This window comes from Streptomyces scabichelini, assembly GCF_011045015.1.
Lineage (GTDB): Bacteria > Actinomycetota > Actinomycetes > Streptomycetales > Streptomycetaceae > Streptomyces > Streptomyces scabichelini.
This window is the reverse complement of record NZ_JAAKZY010000051.1, coordinates 23790-41152: the sequence shown is the minus strand read 5'-3', so window position 1 is coordinate 41152 and position 17363 is coordinate 23790. Positions and strand designations below refer to the sequence as shown.

Genomic DNA, 17363 nt, shown 5'->3' with positions numbered 1-17363 from the left:
CGGCGGTCACACGGATGCTGCCGATCAGAGAGACGCGTGTCGCTTTCCGGCCACTCGGCGTTGACACGCTGCCCGAGTGTTGGCCATGGGTTTCTCCGTCGATCTTCGTCGCTGTCAGGTCCTCGGGCTCGCGGGTTCGGGTTTTCTCGCGGCCGGGGGTGAGACGGCCGGGGCCCTGCCGGTGCGGGAGTTGCTGGCCCCGGCGTCGGGGCGGGCGGCGCTCGGTCTGGTCGGCGTGTACTTCGGGGTGGTGCTGCTGATCGCCGCCTGGGCCTTACTGGGACGCGTGATCCGGGGTCCCGAACCGCCCACTGCGCGGGCGCTGTTGGTGGTTCTGGGAGTGTGGGCCGCGCCGTTGCTGCTCGCGCCGCCGCTGTTCAGCCGGGACGTGTACAGCTATCTGGCCCAGGGCGCCATGGTCGACGCGCACATCGACGTCTACACGCACGGTCCCGCACGGCTCGGCGGGCCCCTCGCGGACGAGGTGGCGCCCGTGTGGCGGCAGACCGCGACGCCGTACGGTCCCGCCTTCCTCGCCGTCGCCTCCGCACTCTCCGGGCTGACGCGGGGCGAGGTGCCGGCCGGGCTGTTCGGGATGCGGGTGGTCGCACTGCTCGGCGTGGCGCTGATGGCGGCCGCGCTGCCGAGGCTCGCCCGGCACAGCGGCGCCGACCCGGCCGCCGCGCTGTGGCTCGGCGCGCTCAACCCGCTCGTGCTGCTGCACCTCGTCGCCGGCGCGCACAACGACGCCATCATGCTCGGCCTGCTCGGTATCGGACTGGTGGCCGCACTCGGCCGCTGGCCCGTCCTCGGCGCCGTGCTCGTCACACTCGCGGCCCTGGTCAAGGTCCCTGCCGTACTCGGACTCGCCGCGGTCGTGGCACTCCAAGTGCGCGCAGGGCAAGGGCTGTTGAAGGCCACCGTGACGACCACGGCCGCCGCGCTCGCCACCACCGTCGCCGCAACGGCCGTCGCCGGTACGGGATACGGCTGGATCAGTGCCCTCGAGACGCCCGTCTCCCCGCACAACTGGTCGCCCACCAGCCTGCTCGGCCGCGCCACCGGCTCCCTGCTGGAGGATCTGGGCAGCGACCTCGCGCCCCTCGCCCTGCCCGCCTGGCATGCCCTCGGACTCGCGGCCACCGCCGTCGCCGTACTCGCCATATGGCTGCGCCGCCCCCGGCTCAGCCCCGTCTACGCACTCGGCCTCAGCCTGGCGACGGTGGCGGTCCTCGGCCCGGCCATCCGGCCCTGGTACGCCCTGTGGGGGCTGTTCCTGATCGCCGCGGCGGCGCCCAGCACGTCGGTACGCCACCGGGTCGCCGCCGTGACCGGGGTGCTCGCGCTCGGCGTTCTGCCCAGCGGCGGCCCGCCGGACGTCGAACAGCTGGTCCTGGCCGTGTCGGGCGGCGTGCTCGCGGTGGTCGTGCTCTGGCAGGCCCACCAGACGTCGAACGCGCCCGTCCTGGAGCGGACGGCATGAGGCTTCCGCGTACTGATCGGGGGCGGCTCGCCTTCGTGCTCGCCCTCGCCACCGCCGTCGCGCTCTTCACCGCGACCGTGCCGCTCCTGCGGGGCTGGTTCGACCTGCGGGTCTACCACGGGGCCGTGGACGCCTGGATCCATCACGGCGGCCGTATCTACGACTACCACGTGCCGGGCACGACGTACGGCTTCACCTACCCGCCCTTCGCGGCGGTCAGCATGGTGCCGATGGCGCTGCTCGGTCTGCACCTCGCGATCGCCGCCGGACTGCTCCTCAACCTCGCGGCGACAGCCGTGATCCTCGGCATTCTCGCCCCGCACGGGCTGCGACGGCACGGCTGGTTCGGCTTCGCCGTGGTCGTCTGCGTGCTGGCCCTGTTCGAACCGCTGCGGGACACCTTCAGCTTCGGCCAGGTCAACCTCCTGCTGCTGGCCCTCGTTCTCGGCGACGCCTGGCTGCTGTCGACCGGGCGCGGTCGCTGGGCGGGCGTGGGCATCGGTCTCGCCGCCGCGATCAAGCTCACGCCCGCGATCTTCATCGTTCTCCTGCTGCTCGCCCGGCGCCCCCGCGCCGCCGGACTCGCGACGGCCGTCGCCGCGAGCGCCACCGCCCTCGCGGCCTGGGCCGCACCGGACGCCTCCCGCTTCTACTGGACCGAGGCCGTCTGGGACACGACCCGCATCGGCCGCCTCGCCTACGTCTCCAACCAGTCCCTGCAAGGCGTACTGGCCCGGCTCGCAGATCCCGCCGAACCGAGCCGCGCCGTCTGGGCGTTGGCCGCACTCGCCGTCCTGAGCGTCTGGGCCTGGCGCGCCCACCGGGCCATCGCCGCCGACGACTTGATGGGTGCCTTCGCCCTGACCGGGCTCGCCGCCTGTCTCGTCAGCCCGATCACCTGGGTGCACCATCTCGTGTGGCTGCTGCCGTCCTTCGCGATCCTGGCCGAGGCAGGGCTGCGGAAGAGGCGCCTGTTGTGGGTCGCGGGCGCGTCGTACGCGTTGCTGTGCAGCAGTGTGGTGTGGCTCTGGTTCGACGACGCGTCCGGCGTCGACGGCTTCCTCGGCAGCAACACCTACGTGTGGATCACCCTCGGCCTGCTGCTCGGACTCCCCGTCGGTCAGACGCGGGTGAACCATCTGCCGCGCAGGACCAGGGCCACGACACCCGCGCCCAGACAGGCCGCGCCCGCGGTCGCCCCCGCCTCCGCCCACCAGGAGCCGTCGTCGACCGCCGTGGCCGCGGGCAACGCCACCGGGCCCGCCTGCGGTACGGCACGCGAGGGCTCGAGCGATCCCACCGGCTCGACACGCCCGGCGGCCTCGAACCCCCAGTCGAGCAGCGAGCGTGCTTCCTCGTAGACGGCGAAGGCGCCGCCGGCCCGGGGTTTCATCACCGTGACGACGAGGGTGCGCCCGCCTCGTCGTGCGGCGGCGACGAGCGTACTGCCCGCCTTGGAGGTGTAACCGTTCTTGACGCCGACGAGCCCGGGGTAGCGCTCGACTCCGTCGGCCCCGGTCAGCAGCCGGTTCGTGTTCTGGATGTCGTACGACCAGCCCTTGCCCGGGAATCTGGCCTTGACGGTGGCGCAGTACCGCGCGAAGTCCGCGTTGCGCAGCCCGGCTCGCCCGAAGACCGCCAGGTCGTACGCCGACGACACCTGGCCCGGCGTGTCGTAGCCGTCCGGCGAGATCACCCGCGTGTCGCGGGCACCGAGCGCGCGGGCCTTGGCCTGCATCTGGGCGGCCGTCGTACGCCAGCCGCCGTTCATCGCGGCCAGTACGCGCACGGCGTCGTTGCCGGAGTTCAGGAAGACGCCCCGCCACAGGTCGGACGCGCGGTAGGTGTGCCCCGGCTTGACGCCGACCAGGCTGCTGCCGTCGCCGACCCCCTTCAGGTCCCGCTTCGTGACGGTGTGCCGGACCGTCGCGGGCAGTGCCGGCAGTACGGTCACGGCGAAGAGGGTCTTCAAGGTGCTGGCGGGCGGCAGTTTCAGGTGCGCGTTGTGCGCGGCCAGCACCGCACCGGTGCCCGCGTCGGCCACCAGCCACGACCGGGCGGAGACGTTCTTGGGAACCTTGGGCGCTCCGGCCCCCGGCCGTACCTGCGTCCCGGACCGGTGCAGCGCCGTCGGCCGCGAGGCCGCGGAGCTCGGCGCCGGCTGCGCTTCGGTGTGCACGGCGGAGGCGTCGGATCCGGTGTGAGTGACGGCAGGGCTCGGCGTGCAGGCCATTGCGCCGGCCACGCAGACGGCCGAGCAAGAGACGGCGACGCGGAAGGGGAATCCGATAGTCATACCGCAAACGTAGGAACGCGCAGGTCACATCCCCGGCTGCCAGGGCCGATCCGCGGCATCGAGCACCCGGATGCCGCAGCGTCAGGTCGAGCGGCGGGCACGGCGATGTGGCAGCGGTTCACCGGCCGCCGTGCACCGTCGGCTGGACCTGCCGCAGGAACGCCGCGTTGTCGGGTGTCTGCCGCATCCTCTCCAGCAGAGTTTCCAGGCCCGCCCGCGTGTCCCCGCGGGAGTGCAGGGCGCGTCGCAGACCTCGCAGGGCCGTCAACTCGCTTGCCGGGACGAGGAGTTCCTCGCGACGGGTGCCGGACGGGGTGATGTCGACGGCCGGATAGATCCGCCTGGCCGCGAACTCGCGGTCCAGGCGCAGCTCCATGTTGCCGGTGCTCTTGAGCTCCTCGAAGTAGTAGTCGTCGGCACGCGAGCCGGTCTCCACCAGCGCCGTGGCGAGGATGGTGAGCGAACCGCCCTCCTCGGTGAGGCGCGCGGCACCGAAGAGCCGCTTGGGCCCGAGGAGCGCGGCGGCGTCGACACCGCCGCTGAGGGTGCGGCCACCGGCGGCGGCCGCGTTGTTGTGCGCCCTGCACAGCCGGGTCAGCGAGTCCAGGAGGATCACGACGTCCTGGCCCGCCTCGACGAGCCGCTTGGCCCGCTCCACGGCCAGCTCGGCGAGCGCGATGTGCTGCTTCGGCCCCTGGTCGAAGGTCGAGGCCAGCACCTCACCGCGTACGGAACGCCGCATGTCGGTGACCTCCTCGGGACGCTCGTCGAGCAGTACCACCATCAGATGGCACTCGGGGTGGTTGCCGGCGACAGCGGCGGCCAGCTGCTGGAGCAGCACCGTCTTGCCGGTCTTGGGCGGGGCGACGATCAGGCCGCGCTGGCCCTTGCCGATCGGCGCGACCAGGTCGATGACCCGTGTCGTCAGGCCGCCCGCCGGGTGTTCGAGCCGCAGCCGCTCGCGCGGGTGCAGCGGGGTGAGGTCACGGAAGTGCGGGCGGCCGCGCAGCTCTTCGGGGGAGCGGCCGTTGACGCGCTCGATCCCGGTGAGGGCGCGCTGCTTGCCGCGTACGCCTTCGACGAGGTCGCCCCTGCGCAGGCCGTATCGGCGGATCAGCGCGGGGGAGACCTGGAGGTCGGTGGACTCGGGCAGGCAGCTTGCGGCACGCAGGTGGCCCTGCCCGTTGGGGGTGATGTCAAGTACGCCGGTGGCCTGCTCCTGCGCGAGCGAAGTGGGAGGGCGTTCGAGTGTGGTGGTCATATGGCTGAGGTCCTTTCGCGGACGAGATCATGAGGTCATGAAGGGGGAGAGGCCGAGTCGAGGGCGGCATGGTCACACCCTGGTACGGCGGAGACATCACCTCTCGAGCGGCGGGCGGGAACGCCCGGGGCCGTACGTGAGCCCTATGCGAAGAGAGGTGGTGCTGAGAAGCTGCGGCGCCCCGTCAGAAACAGACAGGCGGATCAGCTGAGTGAGAGATGAGACTGGCACCGGCGCCCAAGAAGGGGCGTACACAAGTGCTGCAGCAACTGTACCACGGGGTGATTTCGTTCAGCGGCGTGCGAGGAGTCCGTACAGCAGCGGGATGCGCGGGGAGCTCTTCGGCAGGCGCCACCAGCCGGAGGGGGTGTGGTTCATCTCGGGCCAGCGGGGCCAGGGCAGTTCGTCGCTCTCGCGGAGCCGCTCGATGCGCAGGCCGGCCCCGACCAGGGCGGCCACGACCTCGCCGAGGCCGTGCATCCACTCGTAGCTGTCGGTCGCGCCCTGCACGGGCGGGCCGTCCGTGTACGTGTACCTGCCTGCCCGGTGCACGGCAGTCCCACGGCCCAAGTAGTCGTGGCGCAGCAGGAGTTCGGAACCTTCGCCCTCGGCGGGCTTGGGGCCGAGGGAGTTGAGGAGGGGATGGAACTCGGCGATGTACAACCGGCCCTCCGGACGCAGGAGTTGGGCGACCGTCGCCGCCCAGCGGTCCAGGTCGGGCAGATAGCACAGAGCACCCTTGCCGGTGTAGACGACGTCGAACCGCTGCCCGCCGAGGGCGTCGACGGCGTCGTACACATTGGCCTGTACGTACTCGACGTCGGCGCCCGCGCGTCGGGCGATGTCGGCCGCCGCCTTGACCGACGCCTCGGAGATGTCGAGGCCCACCGTACGGGCGCCGCGCTGAGCGAAGGCGATCGTCTCGGTACCGAGGTGGCACTGGAGGTGGAGCACGTCGCGGCCGGCCAGTTCGCCGAGGTCCTCCCACTCCCACGCGGCGAACCAGCGCTCCGGGTCGAGGGACGTGTCCAGGCCGTAGAACCGGCTGGCGAGGTGGACGGGGGTGCGGGCGTCCCAGTTCGCCTGGTTGGCCCTCATCATCCGCTGGTGCTCGTCGGTCATGGTCGTATCCAACCGTGGGCGGGCGCCGGGAGGGAAGGACTCCGGATGTGGCTGCCGTCCGGCAGGGCAATCATGGGGGAGGTGTCGATCCGGCGCCGGTCCGTTCGTCGGTGGGGTGTCAGGACCTCATGAGCACCAGGAGGAATCATGAAGTACATGCTGCTGGTCTGCGGTGACGACACCGCCGACACCTCCGGCATGACACCCGTCGAACCGTGGGTCGAGGAGCTCGGCGACCGCGGTGTGCGGCTGCACGGCCACCGGCTGCGGCTGCCCGCCGAGGCGGTCACCGTACGGGTGCGCGGCGGTGAAGTGCTGCGCACCGACGGGCCGTTCGCGGAGACGAAGGAGTACGTCGCCGGGTACGACATCCTCGAGTGCGACACCATGGAGGAGGCCGTCGAGGCGGCCGCGAAGCATCCCGTGGCCTCCATCGGGGCCATGGAGGTGCGCCGGTTCTGGGAGGACGAGGACCCGGAAGGCGAGATCCGCCGCCTCGACGACGAACTCACCCGGGCCACGCGCGAGCGGGACATCGACCGGATGACGGCCTGTTACGCGCCCGACGTCGAGGTCTTCCACCCCATGAGCGGTCTGGAACAGCGCGGGATCGACGCCTTCCGCAAGGCCCAGGAGTGGTGGTTCTCCACCGTGACCGGACCCGTGAGCCGTGACGTGGTCGACTTCCGCGTCCGGGTGGACGAGAGCGTCGCGTTCAGCCACGCGCTCGTGCGGATGCGCGCCACGCTGACCACCGGTGAGCCGCTGGACAGTACGGTGCGCGTGACCACCGGCTACCGTGCCGCAGCCGACCGCTGGCAGATCGTCCACCAGCACCTGTCGGTCCCGTTCGACGCAGGCGTGGAGGAGACCCGGTCATGAAGTACGTGATGTTCATCTGCACCCCCGTCGGCGGCCCGGAGCTCAGTCCCGAGGAGATCGCCGAGCATCCGGACTTCACCTCGTACATCGACGAGGTGCGCTCCAGTGGTGTGGTGAAGGGCGGCGCGCGGCTGAGGCCGTCCACCGACGCCACCACCGTGCGCGTCCAGGGTGACGAAGTGCTGCTCAGCGACGGGCCGTTCGTGGAGTCCAAGGAGTACGTCGCGGGCTTCGACATCATCGAGGTCGCCGACCTCGACGAGGCCATCGCGCTCGCCTCGAAGCATCCCGCCGCGCTGGGCGGCGGCTCGGTCGAGGTGCGGCCGGTCTGGGAGTAGAAGAAACAGTGAACGACGTCGAGGAGGCGGTGGCCGCCGCCTTCCGTGAGGAATGGGGCCAGGTCGTAGCCACCCTGATCAGGGTGACCGGCGACTGGGACCTCGCCGAGGAATGCGCGCAGGACGCCTTCGCGCAGGCACTGGACCGGTGGCGGCGCGACGGAGTTCCACGCCGCCCCGGCGCCTGGCTGACCACGACCGCGCGCAACCGCGCCCTGGACGTGCTGCGGCGGGAGGCGGTGGGAGCAGCGAAACTGCGGGAGGCGGCGGTGCTGGCACGGAACGTGGGACCGCACGACCCGGACGATGAAGACGAGAGCGGCGACAGCGGTGTCCACGACGACCGGCTGCGGCTGATCTTCACCTGCAGCCATCCGGCGCTGCCCATCGAAGCCCGGGTGGCACTCACCCTGCGCACGCTCGCGGGGCTGACCACGCCAGAGATCGCCCGGGCTTTCCTCGTGCCCGAGGCGACGATGGCGCAACGCCTGGTACGGGCCAAGCGGAAGATCCGTAACGCCGGAATTCCATACCGCGTCCCACCCGCACATCTGCTGCCCGAGCGCACGACAGGTGTACTCGGCGTCGTGTACCTGCTGTTCAACGAGGGGTACGCCGCCACGTCCGGCGCCGACCTGGTGCGCACGAACCTGTGCGCGGAGGCCATTCGCCTCGCGCGCGTGCTGGCCCGGCTCATGCCCGACGAACCGGAGGTGCTCGGCCTGCTCGCGCTGCTGCTCCTGCACGACGCCCGGCGCGGCACACGGGTGGACGCGGCGGGCGAGCTCGTGACGCTGGAGGACCAGGACCGCACGGCGTGGGACCGCGCCGCGATCGACGAGGGCGCCGCCCTGCTCGAGACCACCCTGCGCCGCGGCCGACCCGGCCCGTACCAGATCCAGGCCGCCATCGCCGCATGCCACACCACCGCGGCCACGGCCGAGGAGACGGACTGGGCCGATATCGCGGCGCTGTACGGGGAGTTGAGGCGCTTTGTGCCTTCCGCGGTAGTGGAGCTGAACCGTGCGGTGGCGGTCGGCACGGCCGAGGGGCCGGAGGCGGGCCTTGCCCTGGTGGCGGAGCTGGAGAAGGCGGGCGACCTGGCCGGGTACCACCTGCTGCCCGCCACCCGCGCGGACCTGCTGCGCCGCATGGGGCGCATGGGGGAGGCGGCCGAGGCGTACGCGCAGGCTCTGGAGCTGGTGGAGAACGACGCGGAGCGGCGTTTTCTCCAGAAGCGGCTCGTGGAGTGTCGATCGGCGTAAGGGGCGTTCGTCGGTGGGGTGAAAGCACCCACATGACACCGGAGGGTCCCATGACCGCCACCGTTCCCACCCGCCGTACCAGGAAGATTCTGCGGCTGCCGCAGCTGCGCCGACAGCCGTCGCCGCGCCACGCACCCGACACTCCCGTCGACCGAGGGCCGGGCACACCGGAGGCCTGGCTGGCGGGCCTCCGCCTGGGGAGCTGAGCGCGATGACCGCCACCACATCCGGAGCGATGTCCGTCACCGCCCCCGATCCCCGCCGCTGGCGCGCGCTCGCCCTGCTCTGCGTGGCCGGATTCATGGTGATCCTCGACTCGCAGATCGTGCTCCTCGCGCTGCCGTCCATCGCCGACGGGCTCGGCTTCTCCCCGGGCGGCGCGCAGTGGGTGATGAGCGCCTACCTGCTCAGCTTCGGTGGGCTGCTGCTCCTCGGCGGCCGGATCGCCGACCTGCTGGGCCGCCGTCGCGTCTTCATGGCCGGCACGCTGCTGTTCGGGGTGTCCTCGTTGCTGTGCGGGTTCGCCTGGACCGGGGGCGTGCTGGTGGCGGCGCGCGCCGTACAGGGCGTGTCGGCCGCCGTCATGGCGCCGACCGCCCTCTCCATCCTCCTGAACACCTTCGACGAGGGCCCCGAACGCAACAAGGCCCTCGCTCTCTGGTCGGGCAGCGGCGGTTTCGGCGCCACGGCCGCGCTGCTGATCGGCGGACCGCTCACCGACGTCCTCGGCTGGGAGTTGGTCTTCTTCCTGAACGTGCCGGTGGCCGCGCTGCTCATCGGCCTGAGCCCGGTGTTGCTGCGCGAGAGCCGCGCCGCGGCGCGCGGCCGCTCGTACGACCCGGTCGGCGTGCTCACCGTCACCGCCGCCCTCCTCGCGTGCGTGTACGCCGTAGTCGAGGCACCCCGCGCCGGGTGGCTGTCGGCACAGACCGTCGGCCTGCTGGCCGCTGCCGCCGCGCTGGCCCTGGTCTTCGTCCGCGTCGAGGCGCGGTCCAAGGCGCCCCTGGTGCCGCCACGGCTGCTGCGCGCCCGGTCCGTCAGCGGTGGCAACCTGGTCGTGTTCCTGCTGGGCAGCTGCGCCTTCGGGATGTCGTACACCCTTTCCCAGTACGGACAGGGCGTGCTCGGCTACTCGCCGCTGCGCTTCGGCCTCTACAACGTGGTGATGCCCGCGACCGCCGTGATCGGCTCGTACGCCGGCCAGGCTCTCGTCACCCGCCTCGGGCCGCGTCCGGTCGCGGTCGGCGGCCTCACCCTGGTCGGCGCGGGCAGCCTGCTGCTGGCCGGAGTGCCGGTGGACGGCGGCTTCGCCCGCGATCTCCTCCCCGGGCTGCTGATCTTCGGGCCCGGCCTCGGCGCCTGTGCGGTCGCCGGCTCCATCGCGGCGCTGACCGGAGTGGGGGAGCGGGAGTCGGGGGTCGCGTCCGGCATCAACACCGCGGCCTTCCAGATCGGAGGTGCCTTCGGAGTCGCCGTCGTCTCGTCGGTCGCCGTGTCGTACACCCAGGGCGGGGACAGGCTCGTGGCGCTGACGGAGGGCTACCAGGCCGCGTTCATCGCGTGCGTCGTCCTCGCGGCCGTGGGTCTGGCCTGCGCGCTGGTTCTGCTGCGGGGGCCGGGCCGTCCGTCCAAGCGGCGTCCGGGGGCACGGTCGGACGACGGTCTTCAGCCGAGCTCGAAGATCCCGAACCCGAACCCGTCCGCCGAGACGGTGCCGCCGTCGACCGCGACGCCCGAGACTTCCAGGGGCCGGACGGCATCGGGGCCGTCGAGTGCATGACTCACCTGCTCCCGTTGGGGATTGACGACCACGAGGAAGCGCCCGCCTCGTACGTACACGAACGGGTACCCGGCATGCAGCACCTCCACGGTTCCGCCCGGGCCGAGCTCCGGTGTGCGGGTGCGCAGCGTGATGAGACGACGTACGAGGTGGAGCAGCGAGGTCTCGTCGCCGCGCTGGGCGGCGACGGTGGGGCGGTCGGGAGACGGGTCGACCGGCAGGTAGAGCGCGTCTGCCGGGGCCGTGGAGAAACCGGCGTTCGGGCTGTTGTCCCACTGCATGGGGGTGCGGGAGCCCGCGCGGTTGTAGTGGGGGCCGAGGACGCTGCCCTCCTTGTCGGGGAGGCCCGGGAGGTAGCGCATGCCGATCTCGTCGCCGTAGTAGATCGCCGGAAGTGTGGGCCAGGTGAGCTGGAAGGCGAAGGCGGTGGGGAGCTGTTCGGCCGTGCGCGGGCCGCAGTTGAGGCGGGAGAAGTCGTGGTTGGCTGTGGGCAGCGAGACGAAACCGCTGTCGCCCAGGGCGGTGGAGGCTTGCTGCCAGGCCTCGACGAAGGGCCGGGGCGAACCCTTGCCGCTCGGGTCGAAGAAGCAGTCCAGCGGGTCCCAGTCGTCGTTGACCGTGCCCGTGCCGTTGCTCCACAGCGAGCGCAGCGCGAGGCCGTCGGTGGGGCCGCCGAACTGGAGGAAGAAGTCGGTGTGGAAGCCCGCCGGTACGGAGACCTCCGGTTCGCCCCACTCGGAGAGCAGCACCGCGTGCGGGTGCGTACGGTCCAGCCAGTGGCGCAGCTCCGTCCACAGCCTGCTCGTCTCGACCTGGCCCGGGTCGTCCTTGACCAGCGAGGCGGCCATGTCGACACGGAAGCCCGACAGACCGAGCCGGAGCCAGTGGTCCATGATCGCGCGCAGGGCCTCGCGGTTCGCGCGCGGGCCCTCGGCGTCGACCGGCCGGCGCCACGGCTCGGCGGGATTCTCGCGCGCGTAGCCGAAGTTGAGGGCGGGCTGGGAGTCGAAGAAGTTCGGCAGGTACGCGCCCGGGCGGCTGCCGGGGGAGGGCACGAAGCCGTCGGGGCGGCCCTCGGACGTCCAGATGTAGCGGTGGTCGTCGGGGTCGTTCGCCGAGGCCGTGAACCAGGGGTGCGCGTCGGAGGTGTGCCCGGCGACGAGGTCCAGCAGCACGCGGATGCCGCGCCGTCGCGCGAGATCGACGAGCTTGGCCAGGTCGTCGCCGGAGCCGTAGCGGGGCGCGACGCTCAGGTAGTCGGAGACGTCGTATCCGGCGTCACGGAAAGGTGAGGCGAAACAGGGATTGATCCAGACGGTGTTGATCCCCAGCCACGCGAGGTGGTCGAGGCGCTCGGCGATTCCGTTGAAGTCGCCGATGCCGTCGCCGTTCGAGTCCGCGAACGACTGCGGATAGATCTGGTAGAAGACGGCGTCGGCCAGCCAGGCGGGTGCGGGACGGAAAGAGGTCATGGGACCAGTGCGGCCTTTCCTTGAGGGGCACCCCCTGAGGGGCACTTCGGCATGTGACGCGCAGCCGGCGGAGATCCCGTGATCCGCGCCGGCACTGTCGAGGGTGACAGCGCTGGGGGACATCCCGATAGTCCGCGCCTTGGCCAGAGCTAGGACCTCGGAGCTCAGAGCTCTGGCGAAGGTCTCTTTCCGGAAGACTCCCGCTGTACGACGACAGGCTCCTCGCTGGCTAAGCTGATCTCGATGTTCACCCCGCAGGGCCCCACGTTCCGCGAGCTCGCCGTCCAGGCGCTGTCGTCCGTCGAGCACGGCTACGACCTGCTCGCGCCGAAGTTCGACCACACCCCGTTCCGTACGCCGGACTCGGTCCTGCGCTCCGTCGCGGGGGCGCTGGAGCGGATCGGCCCGTTCGACAGCGGGCTCGACCTGTGCTGTGGCACCGGCGCGGGCATCGGTGTGCTGCGCACGGTGTGCCGGGAGCGGATCACCGGCGTCGACATCAGCGCGGGCATGCTTGCCGTGGCACGGGAACGGACGGATCCCGGTGGGCCGCCGGTCGCCTGGGTACGGGGCGACGCCCGGGCCCTGCCGTTCGGGTCCGCCTTCGACCTGGTGGTGAGCTTCGGGGCGTTCGGGCACTTCCTGCCGCGGGAGCTGCCGGGGCTGTTCGCCCAGGTGCACTCGGTGCTCCGGCCCGGCGGACGGTTCGCCTTCCCCGTCGTGGCCCCGGCCCGCCCCGGTTCCCCCGGCTACTGGGCGCTGCTCGCTTTCGACACGGCGATGCGCGTGCGCAACGCGGTGTGGCGTCCCCCGTTCGTCATGTACTACCGGGCGTTCCGCCTAGGCGAGGTACGGCGCGAGCTGGTACGGGCCGGGTTCGTCGTGGACCTGCACACGCTCCCCGAGTTCGGGCACAGGAACGACGGCAGCCCGCGCTGCCGGATGGTGGTGGCCACGCGCCCGGAGTAGGCCGGTTCGGTGGGGCACGACCGCACTGGCCGCCCCCGGCGCGCTCAGAGCGGGAGGCGGACGGGGGCGTCCGCGCCGATCCGCTCCGCCACCATCGCGCGAAAGTGCGGGCACTGGGTGAAGTCCTCGTGATCGCAGCCCAGGGCACATTCGACGAGGTCGAGCGAGGCCTGGGCCGCGGCGATACGGGAGCGCAGGGCCTCGGCCTCGCGTCGGAGCGTGTCGCGCCGGGCCGAGGGATCGGTGGTGGCGGCCAGGGAGCGGATCGTGTCCAAGGAAAGACCGGCCTCCTTGGCGCGGAGGATGACGGCGACGCGGGTGAGGTCGGCGGTGCCGTAGCGGCGGCGGCCCGCGCTGTCGCGGCCGGGCCGCAGCAGGCCCACCGACTCCCAGTGGCGCAGGACGTGCGTGGCCAGGCCGAAACGCTGCGCGAGGTCGCCGATGCTCATGGTTCCGGCCGCGTCGCCCGTCCGTTCCTTGTGTGCGCTTGACTTCATGTCCGCATTAAGTCGCAGCCTTGCGTGCATGCACAAGGAATCGCAAGGAACAGCCTCGCCCCAAGCCGACCTGCTGACCCTCCTCGACATGGTCGACGAACTGCCCGGAGCTGCGGAACTGCGCTCCCGTTCCTACGAGTTGCTCGACGCCGGGCCGGGGAGCACCGTCGTGGACGTGGGCTGCGGCGGCGGGCGCGCCGTCGCCGAGCTGGCCGAACGCGGCGTACGGGCCGTGGGTGTCGACCCCGACGAGCGGATGATCGAGGCCGCCCGGGAGCGGTGGCCTGCGGCGGACTTCCGGGTGGCCGAGGCGGGTGCGCTGCCGCTGTCGGACGGCGAGGCGCACGGCTACCGGGCGGACAAGGTCTTCCACGAACTCGCCCGCCCCGAACGCGCGTTGGCCGAGGCCCGGCGGGTGCTCGCGCCGGGTGGGCGGATCGTGCTGGTCGGCCAGGACTGGGACACCTTCGTCATCGACTCCGACGACCCCGCACTCACTCGCGCCATCGTCCACGGCCGAGCCGACACCGTCCCGTCGCCGCGTGCGGCTCGGCGCTACCGCAACCTGCTGCTGGACGCGGACTTCACGGACGTCACCGTCGAGGTGTACGCCGGGGTCTTCACCGGGGCCACGATGCTCCCCGCCCTGGTCGGGCTGGCCGAAGGGGCCCACGCGTCCAGGGCGGTGAGCAGGGAGCGCGCCGACCTGTGGATCGCGGAGCAGAGGAGCCGGGCCGAGGCCGACCGCAGCTTCCTGGCGCTGCCGATGTTCGTGGCTGCCGGGACCGCACCGAGTCGGGACGCTCGCCCCTAGGAGCGGGCTCAGCTCCTGATGAAGTCCAGAAGATCGGCGTTGAAGGCCTGCTCGAACTCGCCGACCAGGCCGTGCGGGGCGCCCGGGTAGACCTTGAGCGTGGCGTCCTTGACGAGCTGCGCCGCCTTGTGGGCGGCGGCGGCGATCGGCACGATCTGGTCGTCGTCGCCGTGCGCGATCAGCATGGGTACGTCGATGCCCCGCAGGTCCTCGGTGAAGTCCTGCTCGGAGAACTGCTTGATGCAGTCGTACGCCCCCTTGAGGCCGACCTGCATGCTCCACATCCAGAAGGCGCGCCGCAAGCCCTCCGATTCGGTGGCACCGGGCCGGTTGAAGCCGTAGAAGGCCTCGCTGAGGTCCCAGTAGAACTGCGAGCGGTCCGACGCGACGCCGGCCCGGATCCCGTCGAAGGCCTCGAGCGGTGTGCCCTCGGGGTTCGTCTCCGTCTTGAGCATCAGCGGTGGTACGGCGCCGAGCAGCACGGCCTTGGCGACCCGCGCGGTACCGTGCCTGCCCATGTAGCGGGTGATCTCGCCGCCGCCCGTCGAATGGCCCACCAGAACCACGTCGTTGAGGTCGAGCGCCTCGATGAGTTCGGCCAGGTCGTCGGCGTACTGGTCCATGTGGTTGCCCTGCCACGGCTGACCGGAGCGGCCGTGGCCGCGCCTGTCATGGGCGATGGCACGGAAGCCGTTCTCGGCGACCAGACGCGACTGCCCGTCCCAGGCGTCCGCGTTGAGCGGCCAGCCATGGCTGAAGACGACCGGCCGTCCGCTGCCCCAGTCCTTGTAGAAGATCTCGGTGCCGTCGGTGGTCGTGAAGGTCCCCATGAGCATGCCTTTCTTTGAGGCCTTTGCAGGCCTTACCAGGACGCGTTCGGACGAAACGCCGCACATAGGCATTAAGCCACGTGCGGCGCGCATGCCATGACATTAGTCGCGTGTGGCGATCACAGGACCGCATTCTCGAATCGGACCCGCCCCGATACGTCAGCCCGTCCCACCCCGCTACGTACGCCGGCTTACGACATCTCATCCGGTACGCCGCCCAGTGCTAGCCGCATCGCCGCCTCGGGCCCCAACTCGTGGCCCGTGCGCACCGCTTCGGCGAACGAGGTGTCGCCCAGTGCCGCACGCAGATGGCGTGCGTACTCCCTGCGGAAGACGGTCGTCTCGTGGTCGCCGAGCTGGGGGAGCCCGGCCGCGTACCAGAGGCGGGTGCCGATGCCCAGGAGCTGGGCTGCGGCCTCGGGCTCGCCCCGTGAGGCCTGCGCGGCGACCAGGAGGTCGGCGACGGCCGCGGCGCCGAGGCGGTCGTGGACGCGCCACTTGGCGGCCAGCGCGTCGCGCGCGGAGCGCAGCGCGTCGTCCGGGCGCCCCAGGCCGATGCCGGCGAGGGCGACGAAGAAGTCGCCCCAGGCCCGCATCCACAGTTCGCCGCGCTTCGCGCAGTCCGTACGCAGCCGCTCGGCCACCGTCGCGCAGCGCTCGAACGCGCCCTGGCCGGCCAGCAGATACGCCTGCAACGCGAGCGTCAGGAGCTGGAAGAACTCCGCTCCGCCCCCGCCCCCGGGCTCCGTCGAGCCGCTGCCGTACAGCACGGCGGACCGCGCGGACTCGCCCCGCACGGCGAGACTCGCGCCGGTCAGCGGAAGGGCGGGGACGGGCAGCCGGCGTTCCTGGGCGAGCCACACGTACGCGGCGCTCACGGACTCCGCGGCGTCCAGGTCGTCCGGGACGATGGTGACCAGGCGGTGTGCCCAGATGGCGAGGGTGTGCTCGGAACCCGGGTCGTGCGCCCGCCGCAGCGCCCGCTCCAGATAGCCGCGCCCCTCCTCGGCGAAGCCGCAGGCGAACCAGAAGTACCAGAGGGTGCCCGCGAGTTCGAGCGCCGTCCCGGGCCCCGGCGCCACCAGGCACTCCTCCAGGGCGAGCCGCAGATTGGCGTGTTCCGAGGTCAGCCGCTCGGCCCACATCCGCTGCCCCGGGCCCAGCCACTCGGCTTCGCCCTGGCGGGCGATCCAGCGGAAGTAGTCGCGGTGACGGCGTCGTACGGCGTCCTGTTCGCCCAGGCCCTCGAGCCACTCGGCACCGAAGGTGCGGACGGTGTCGAGCATGCGATAGCGCCCACCCACGCCGTCGCCCTCGCGGGTCACGATCGACTTCTCGGTGAGGGAGGCGAGCAGCGCCAGGATCTCCTCGGGTTCCAACGGGCCGCCGTGGCACACGAATTCGGCCGCCTCCACGTCCCAGCCGCCTGCGAACACCGAAAGACGGGCCCACAGCAGCCGCTCCAGCGGAGTGCACAGCTCATGGCTCCAGCCGATCGCCGTACGCAGCGTCTGATGCCGGGCGAGGCGCGGCCGGGCGCGCGAGACCAGCAGGTCGAACCGTGAGTCCAGGCCCTCGAGGAGCCGGTCGAGGGGAAAGCCGCGCAGCCGTACCGCGGCCAGCTCCAGGGCCAGTGGGATGCCGTCGAGACGGGCACAGACCGCGGCCACGTTCGCCCGGTTGGCATCCGTGAGCGCGAACGACGGCGCGGCGGCAGTTGCCCGCGCCACGAACAGCGCCACCGCGTCGTCGCGTTCACCGAGCGGCAACGGTGCCACGGACAGCAGATGCTCGCCCGGCACGCCCAGCGACTGCCGGCTGGTGGCCAGAATCCGCAACTCCGGTACGTTCGCCAGAAGTTCCTGCACCACACGCGCGCATTCGTCCAGTACGTGCTCGCAGGTGTCCAGGACCAGCAGCAGCGGCCCCACGGTGAGATGCTCGCAGACCGCGTCCAGCAGGGGGCGCAGTGTCTGCTCGGTCAGCCGGATCGCCTCGGCCAGGGCGTTCGTGAGCAGGTCCGGGTTCTTCAGCTCCGAGAGCTCCACCAGCCACACCCCGCCCGGGAACCCGTCGCGCGCCGCATGCGCGGCCCGCAGGGCGAGCCGTGACTTGCCGACGCCCCCGGGGCCGGTGAGGGTGACGAGCCGTGCGGTGCTCAACAGGCCGGAGATTTCAGCCAGTTCGGACTTGCGGCCGATGAAGGCGTTGGCCTCGGCGGGCAGATTGCCGGTCCTGCCGTTGTGCACTGAGGACGCCATCGTTCCCCCTCACCCGACCGATGGCGGTCACCTTAACTCCCCTGGGGGCGTGTGTCTGACCCCCGGTCGGGTGACCCCGGGAATCGGACGGAC

General features: G+C 71.8%; 15 protein-coding genes and 1 pseudogene. 9 read left to right on the top strand and 7 right to left on the bottom strand.

Annotated features, from left to right (window positions below; genetic code table 11):
• Window positions 1-85 precede the first annotated feature (85 nt).
• Both mptB and G5C60_RS52170 read left to right on the top strand, forming a co-directional pair.
• Window positions 86-1483 carry a polyprenol phosphomannose-dependent alpha 1,6 mannosyltransferase MptB gene (gene mptB, locus G5C60_RS18170; protein ID WP_165260500.1) on the top strand — a complete coding sequence of 466 codons (1398 nt, stop codon included), beginning with the start codon at window positions 86-88 and terminating at the stop codon, window positions 1481-1483.
• Window positions 1480-2844 carry a glycosyltransferase 87 family protein gene (locus G5C60_RS52170; protein ID WP_165260478.1) on the top strand — a complete coding sequence of 455 codons (1365 nt, stop codon included), beginning with the start codon at window positions 1480-1482 and terminating at the stop codon, window positions 2842-2844. The genes mptB and G5C60_RS52170 overlap by 4 nt, the downstream gene beginning before the upstream one ends.
• An 86-nt stretch (window positions 2845-2930) precedes the next feature.
• Here G5C60_RS52170 and G5C60_RS18160 read toward each other — a convergent pair.
• The 3 genes and pseudogenes from G5C60_RS18160 to G5C60_RS18150 all read right to left on the bottom strand — a co-directional run.
• Window positions 2931-3716 (bottom strand): annotated as a pseudogene (locus G5C60_RS18160) (D-alanyl-D-alanine carboxypeptidase family protein); the annotation flags it as partial.
• Window positions 3717-3897: 181 nt separating this feature from the next.
• Window positions 3898-5040 carry a transcription termination factor Rho gene (gene rho, locus G5C60_RS18155; RefSeq protein ID WP_165260474.1) on the bottom strand — a complete coding sequence of 381 codons (1143 nt, stop codon included), beginning with the start codon at window positions 5038-5040 and terminating at the stop codon, window positions 3898-3900.
• Window positions 5041-5331: 291 nt separating this feature from the next.
• A complete protein-coding gene (locus G5C60_RS18150; protein WP_165260471.1) occupies window positions 5332-6162 on the bottom strand; it encodes a class I SAM-dependent methyltransferase in 831 nt (276 codons plus the stop codon).
• A 147-nt stretch (window positions 6163-6309) separates the two neighbouring features.
• On the opposite strand from G5C60_RS18150, the gene G5C60_RS18145 reads away from it, so the two are divergent.
• Genes G5C60_RS18145 through G5C60_RS18125 form a run of 5 tightly spaced genes read left to right on the top strand, consistent with a single transcriptional unit; the run spans window position 6310 to window position 10427 of the window.
• Window positions 6310-7044, top strand: a complete 735-nt coding sequence (locus tag G5C60_RS18145) for an SgcJ/EcaC family oxidoreductase (protein WP_165260469.1) — start codon at window positions 6310-6312, stop codon at window positions 7042-7044.
• Window positions 7041-7382, top strand: coding sequence for a YciI family protein (locus tag G5C60_RS18140; RefSeq protein WP_165260467.1), 342 nt, complete (start codon window positions 7041-7043; stop codon window positions 7380-7382). The genes G5C60_RS18145 and G5C60_RS18140 overlap by 4 nt, the downstream gene beginning before the upstream one ends.
• An 8-nt stretch (window positions 7383-7390) precedes the next feature.
• Window positions 7391-8647: a sigma-70 family RNA polymerase sigma factor gene (locus G5C60_RS18135; RefSeq protein ID WP_165260465.1), complete on the top strand. Its 1257-nt coding sequence runs from the start codon at window positions 7391-7393 to the stop codon at window positions 8645-8647.
• Window positions 8648-8697: 50 nt separating this feature from the next.
• Window positions 8698-8853, top strand: a complete 156-nt coding sequence (locus tag G5C60_RS18130) for a hypothetical protein (protein WP_165260463.1) — start codon at window positions 8698-8700, stop codon at window positions 8851-8853.
• Between the two features lie 5 nt (window positions 8854-8858).
• Window positions 8859-10427, top strand: a complete 1569-nt coding sequence (locus tag G5C60_RS18125; protein WP_241266894.1) for an MFS transporter — start codon at window positions 8859-8861, stop codon at window positions 10425-10427.
• Here the strand turns inward: G5C60_RS18125 and G5C60_RS18120 are convergent.
• On the bottom strand, window positions 10313-11899 hold the full coding sequence (locus G5C60_RS18120; protein WP_165260461.1) for an alpha-amylase family glycosyl hydrolase: 1587 nt from the start codon (window positions 11897-11899) through the stop codon (window positions 10313-10315). The genes G5C60_RS18125 and G5C60_RS18120 overlap by 115 nt on opposite strands.
• Before the next feature lie 243 nt (window positions 11900-12142).
• Here G5C60_RS18120 and G5C60_RS18115 point away from each other — a divergent pair, with 243 nt between their 5' ends.
• A complete protein-coding gene (locus G5C60_RS18115; RefSeq protein WP_165260459.1) occupies window positions 12143-12868 on the top strand; it encodes a class I SAM-dependent methyltransferase in 726 nt (241 codons plus the stop codon).
• Window positions 12869-12912: 44 nt separating this feature from the next.
• Here the strand turns inward: G5C60_RS18115 and G5C60_RS18110 are convergent, their stop codons facing one another.
• On the bottom strand, window positions 12913-13365 hold the full coding sequence (locus G5C60_RS18110) for a MerR family transcriptional regulator (protein WP_241266893.1): 453 nt from the start codon (window positions 13363-13365) through the stop codon (window positions 12913-12915).
• A gap of 28 nt (window positions 13366-13393) precedes the next feature.
• Between G5C60_RS18110 and G5C60_RS18105 the strand changes: the two genes are divergently transcribed.
• A complete protein-coding gene (locus G5C60_RS18105; RefSeq protein ID WP_165260457.1) occupies window positions 13394-14179 on the top strand; it encodes a methyltransferase domain-containing protein in 786 nt (261 codons plus the stop codon).
• 8 nt (window positions 14180-14187) lie between these two features.
• Here the strand turns inward: G5C60_RS18105 and G5C60_RS18100 are convergent, their stop codons facing one another.
• Both G5C60_RS18100 and G5C60_RS18095 read right to left on the bottom strand, forming a co-directional pair.
• On the bottom strand, window positions 14188-15009 hold the full coding sequence (locus G5C60_RS18100; protein ID WP_165260455.1) for an alpha/beta fold hydrolase: 822 nt from the start codon (window positions 15007-15009) through the stop codon (window positions 14188-14190).
• A 191-nt stretch (window positions 15010-15200) separates the two neighbouring features.
• The gene (locus G5C60_RS18095) at window positions 15201-17270 is read right to left on the bottom strand and encodes an ATP-binding protein (protein WP_165260453.1); all 2070 of its coding nucleotides are present in this window, start codon (window positions 17268-17270) and stop codon (window positions 15201-15203) included.
• Between the last annotated feature and the right edge of the window lie 93 nt (window positions 17271-17363).

Coding starts and splice junctions, on each gene's coding strand:
- G5C60_RS18130 (WP_165260463.1), top strand. CDS start 8,698: ATGACCGCCACCGTTCCCACCCGCCGTACCAGGAAGATTCTGCGGCTG.
- mptB (WP_165260500.1), top strand. CDS start 86: ATGGGTTTCTCCGTCGATCTTCGTCGCTGTCAGGTCCTCGGGCTCGCG.
- G5C60_RS18125 (WP_241266894.1), top strand. CDS start 8,859: ATGACCGCCACCACATCCGGAGCGATGTCCGTCACCGCCCCCGATCCC.
- G5C60_RS18140 (WP_165260467.1), top strand. CDS start 7,041: ATGAAGTACGTGATGTTCATCTGCACCCCCGTCGGCGGCCCGGAGCTC.
- G5C60_RS52170 (WP_165260478.1), top strand. CDS start 1,480: ATGAGGCTTCCGCGTACTGATCGGGGGCGGCTCGCCTTCGTGCTCGCC.
- G5C60_RS18150 (WP_165260471.1), bottom strand. CDS start 6,162: ATGACCGACGAGCACCAGCGGATGATGAGGGCCAACCAGGCGAACTGG.
- G5C60_RS18095 (WP_165260453.1), bottom strand. CDS start 17,270: ATGGCGTCCTCAGTGCACAACGGCAGGACCGGCAATCTGCCCGCCGAG.
- rho (WP_165260474.1), bottom strand. CDS start 5,040: ATGACCACCACACTCGAACGCCCTCCCACTTCGCTCGCGCAGGAGCAG.
- G5C60_RS18120 (WP_165260461.1), bottom strand. CDS start 11,899: ATGACCTCTTTCCGTCCCGCACCCGCCTGGCTGGCCGACGCCGTCTTC.
- G5C60_RS18110 (WP_241266893.1), bottom strand. CDS start 13,365: ATGAAGTCAAGCGCACACAAGGAACGGACGGGCGACGCGGCCGGAACC.
- G5C60_RS18100 (WP_165260455.1), bottom strand. CDS start 15,009: ATGGGGACCTTCACGACCACCGACGGCACCGAGATCTTCTACAAGGAC.
- G5C60_RS18145 (WP_165260469.1), top strand. CDS start 6,310: ATGAAGTACATGCTGCTGGTCTGCGGTGACGACACCGCCGACACCTCC.
- G5C60_RS18115 (WP_165260459.1), top strand. CDS start 12,143: ATGTTCACCCCGCAGGGCCCCACGTTCCGCGAGCTCGCCGTCCAGGCG.
- G5C60_RS18105 (WP_165260457.1), top strand. CDS start 13,394: ATGCACAAGGAATCGCAAGGAACAGCCTCGCCCCAAGCCGACCTGCTG.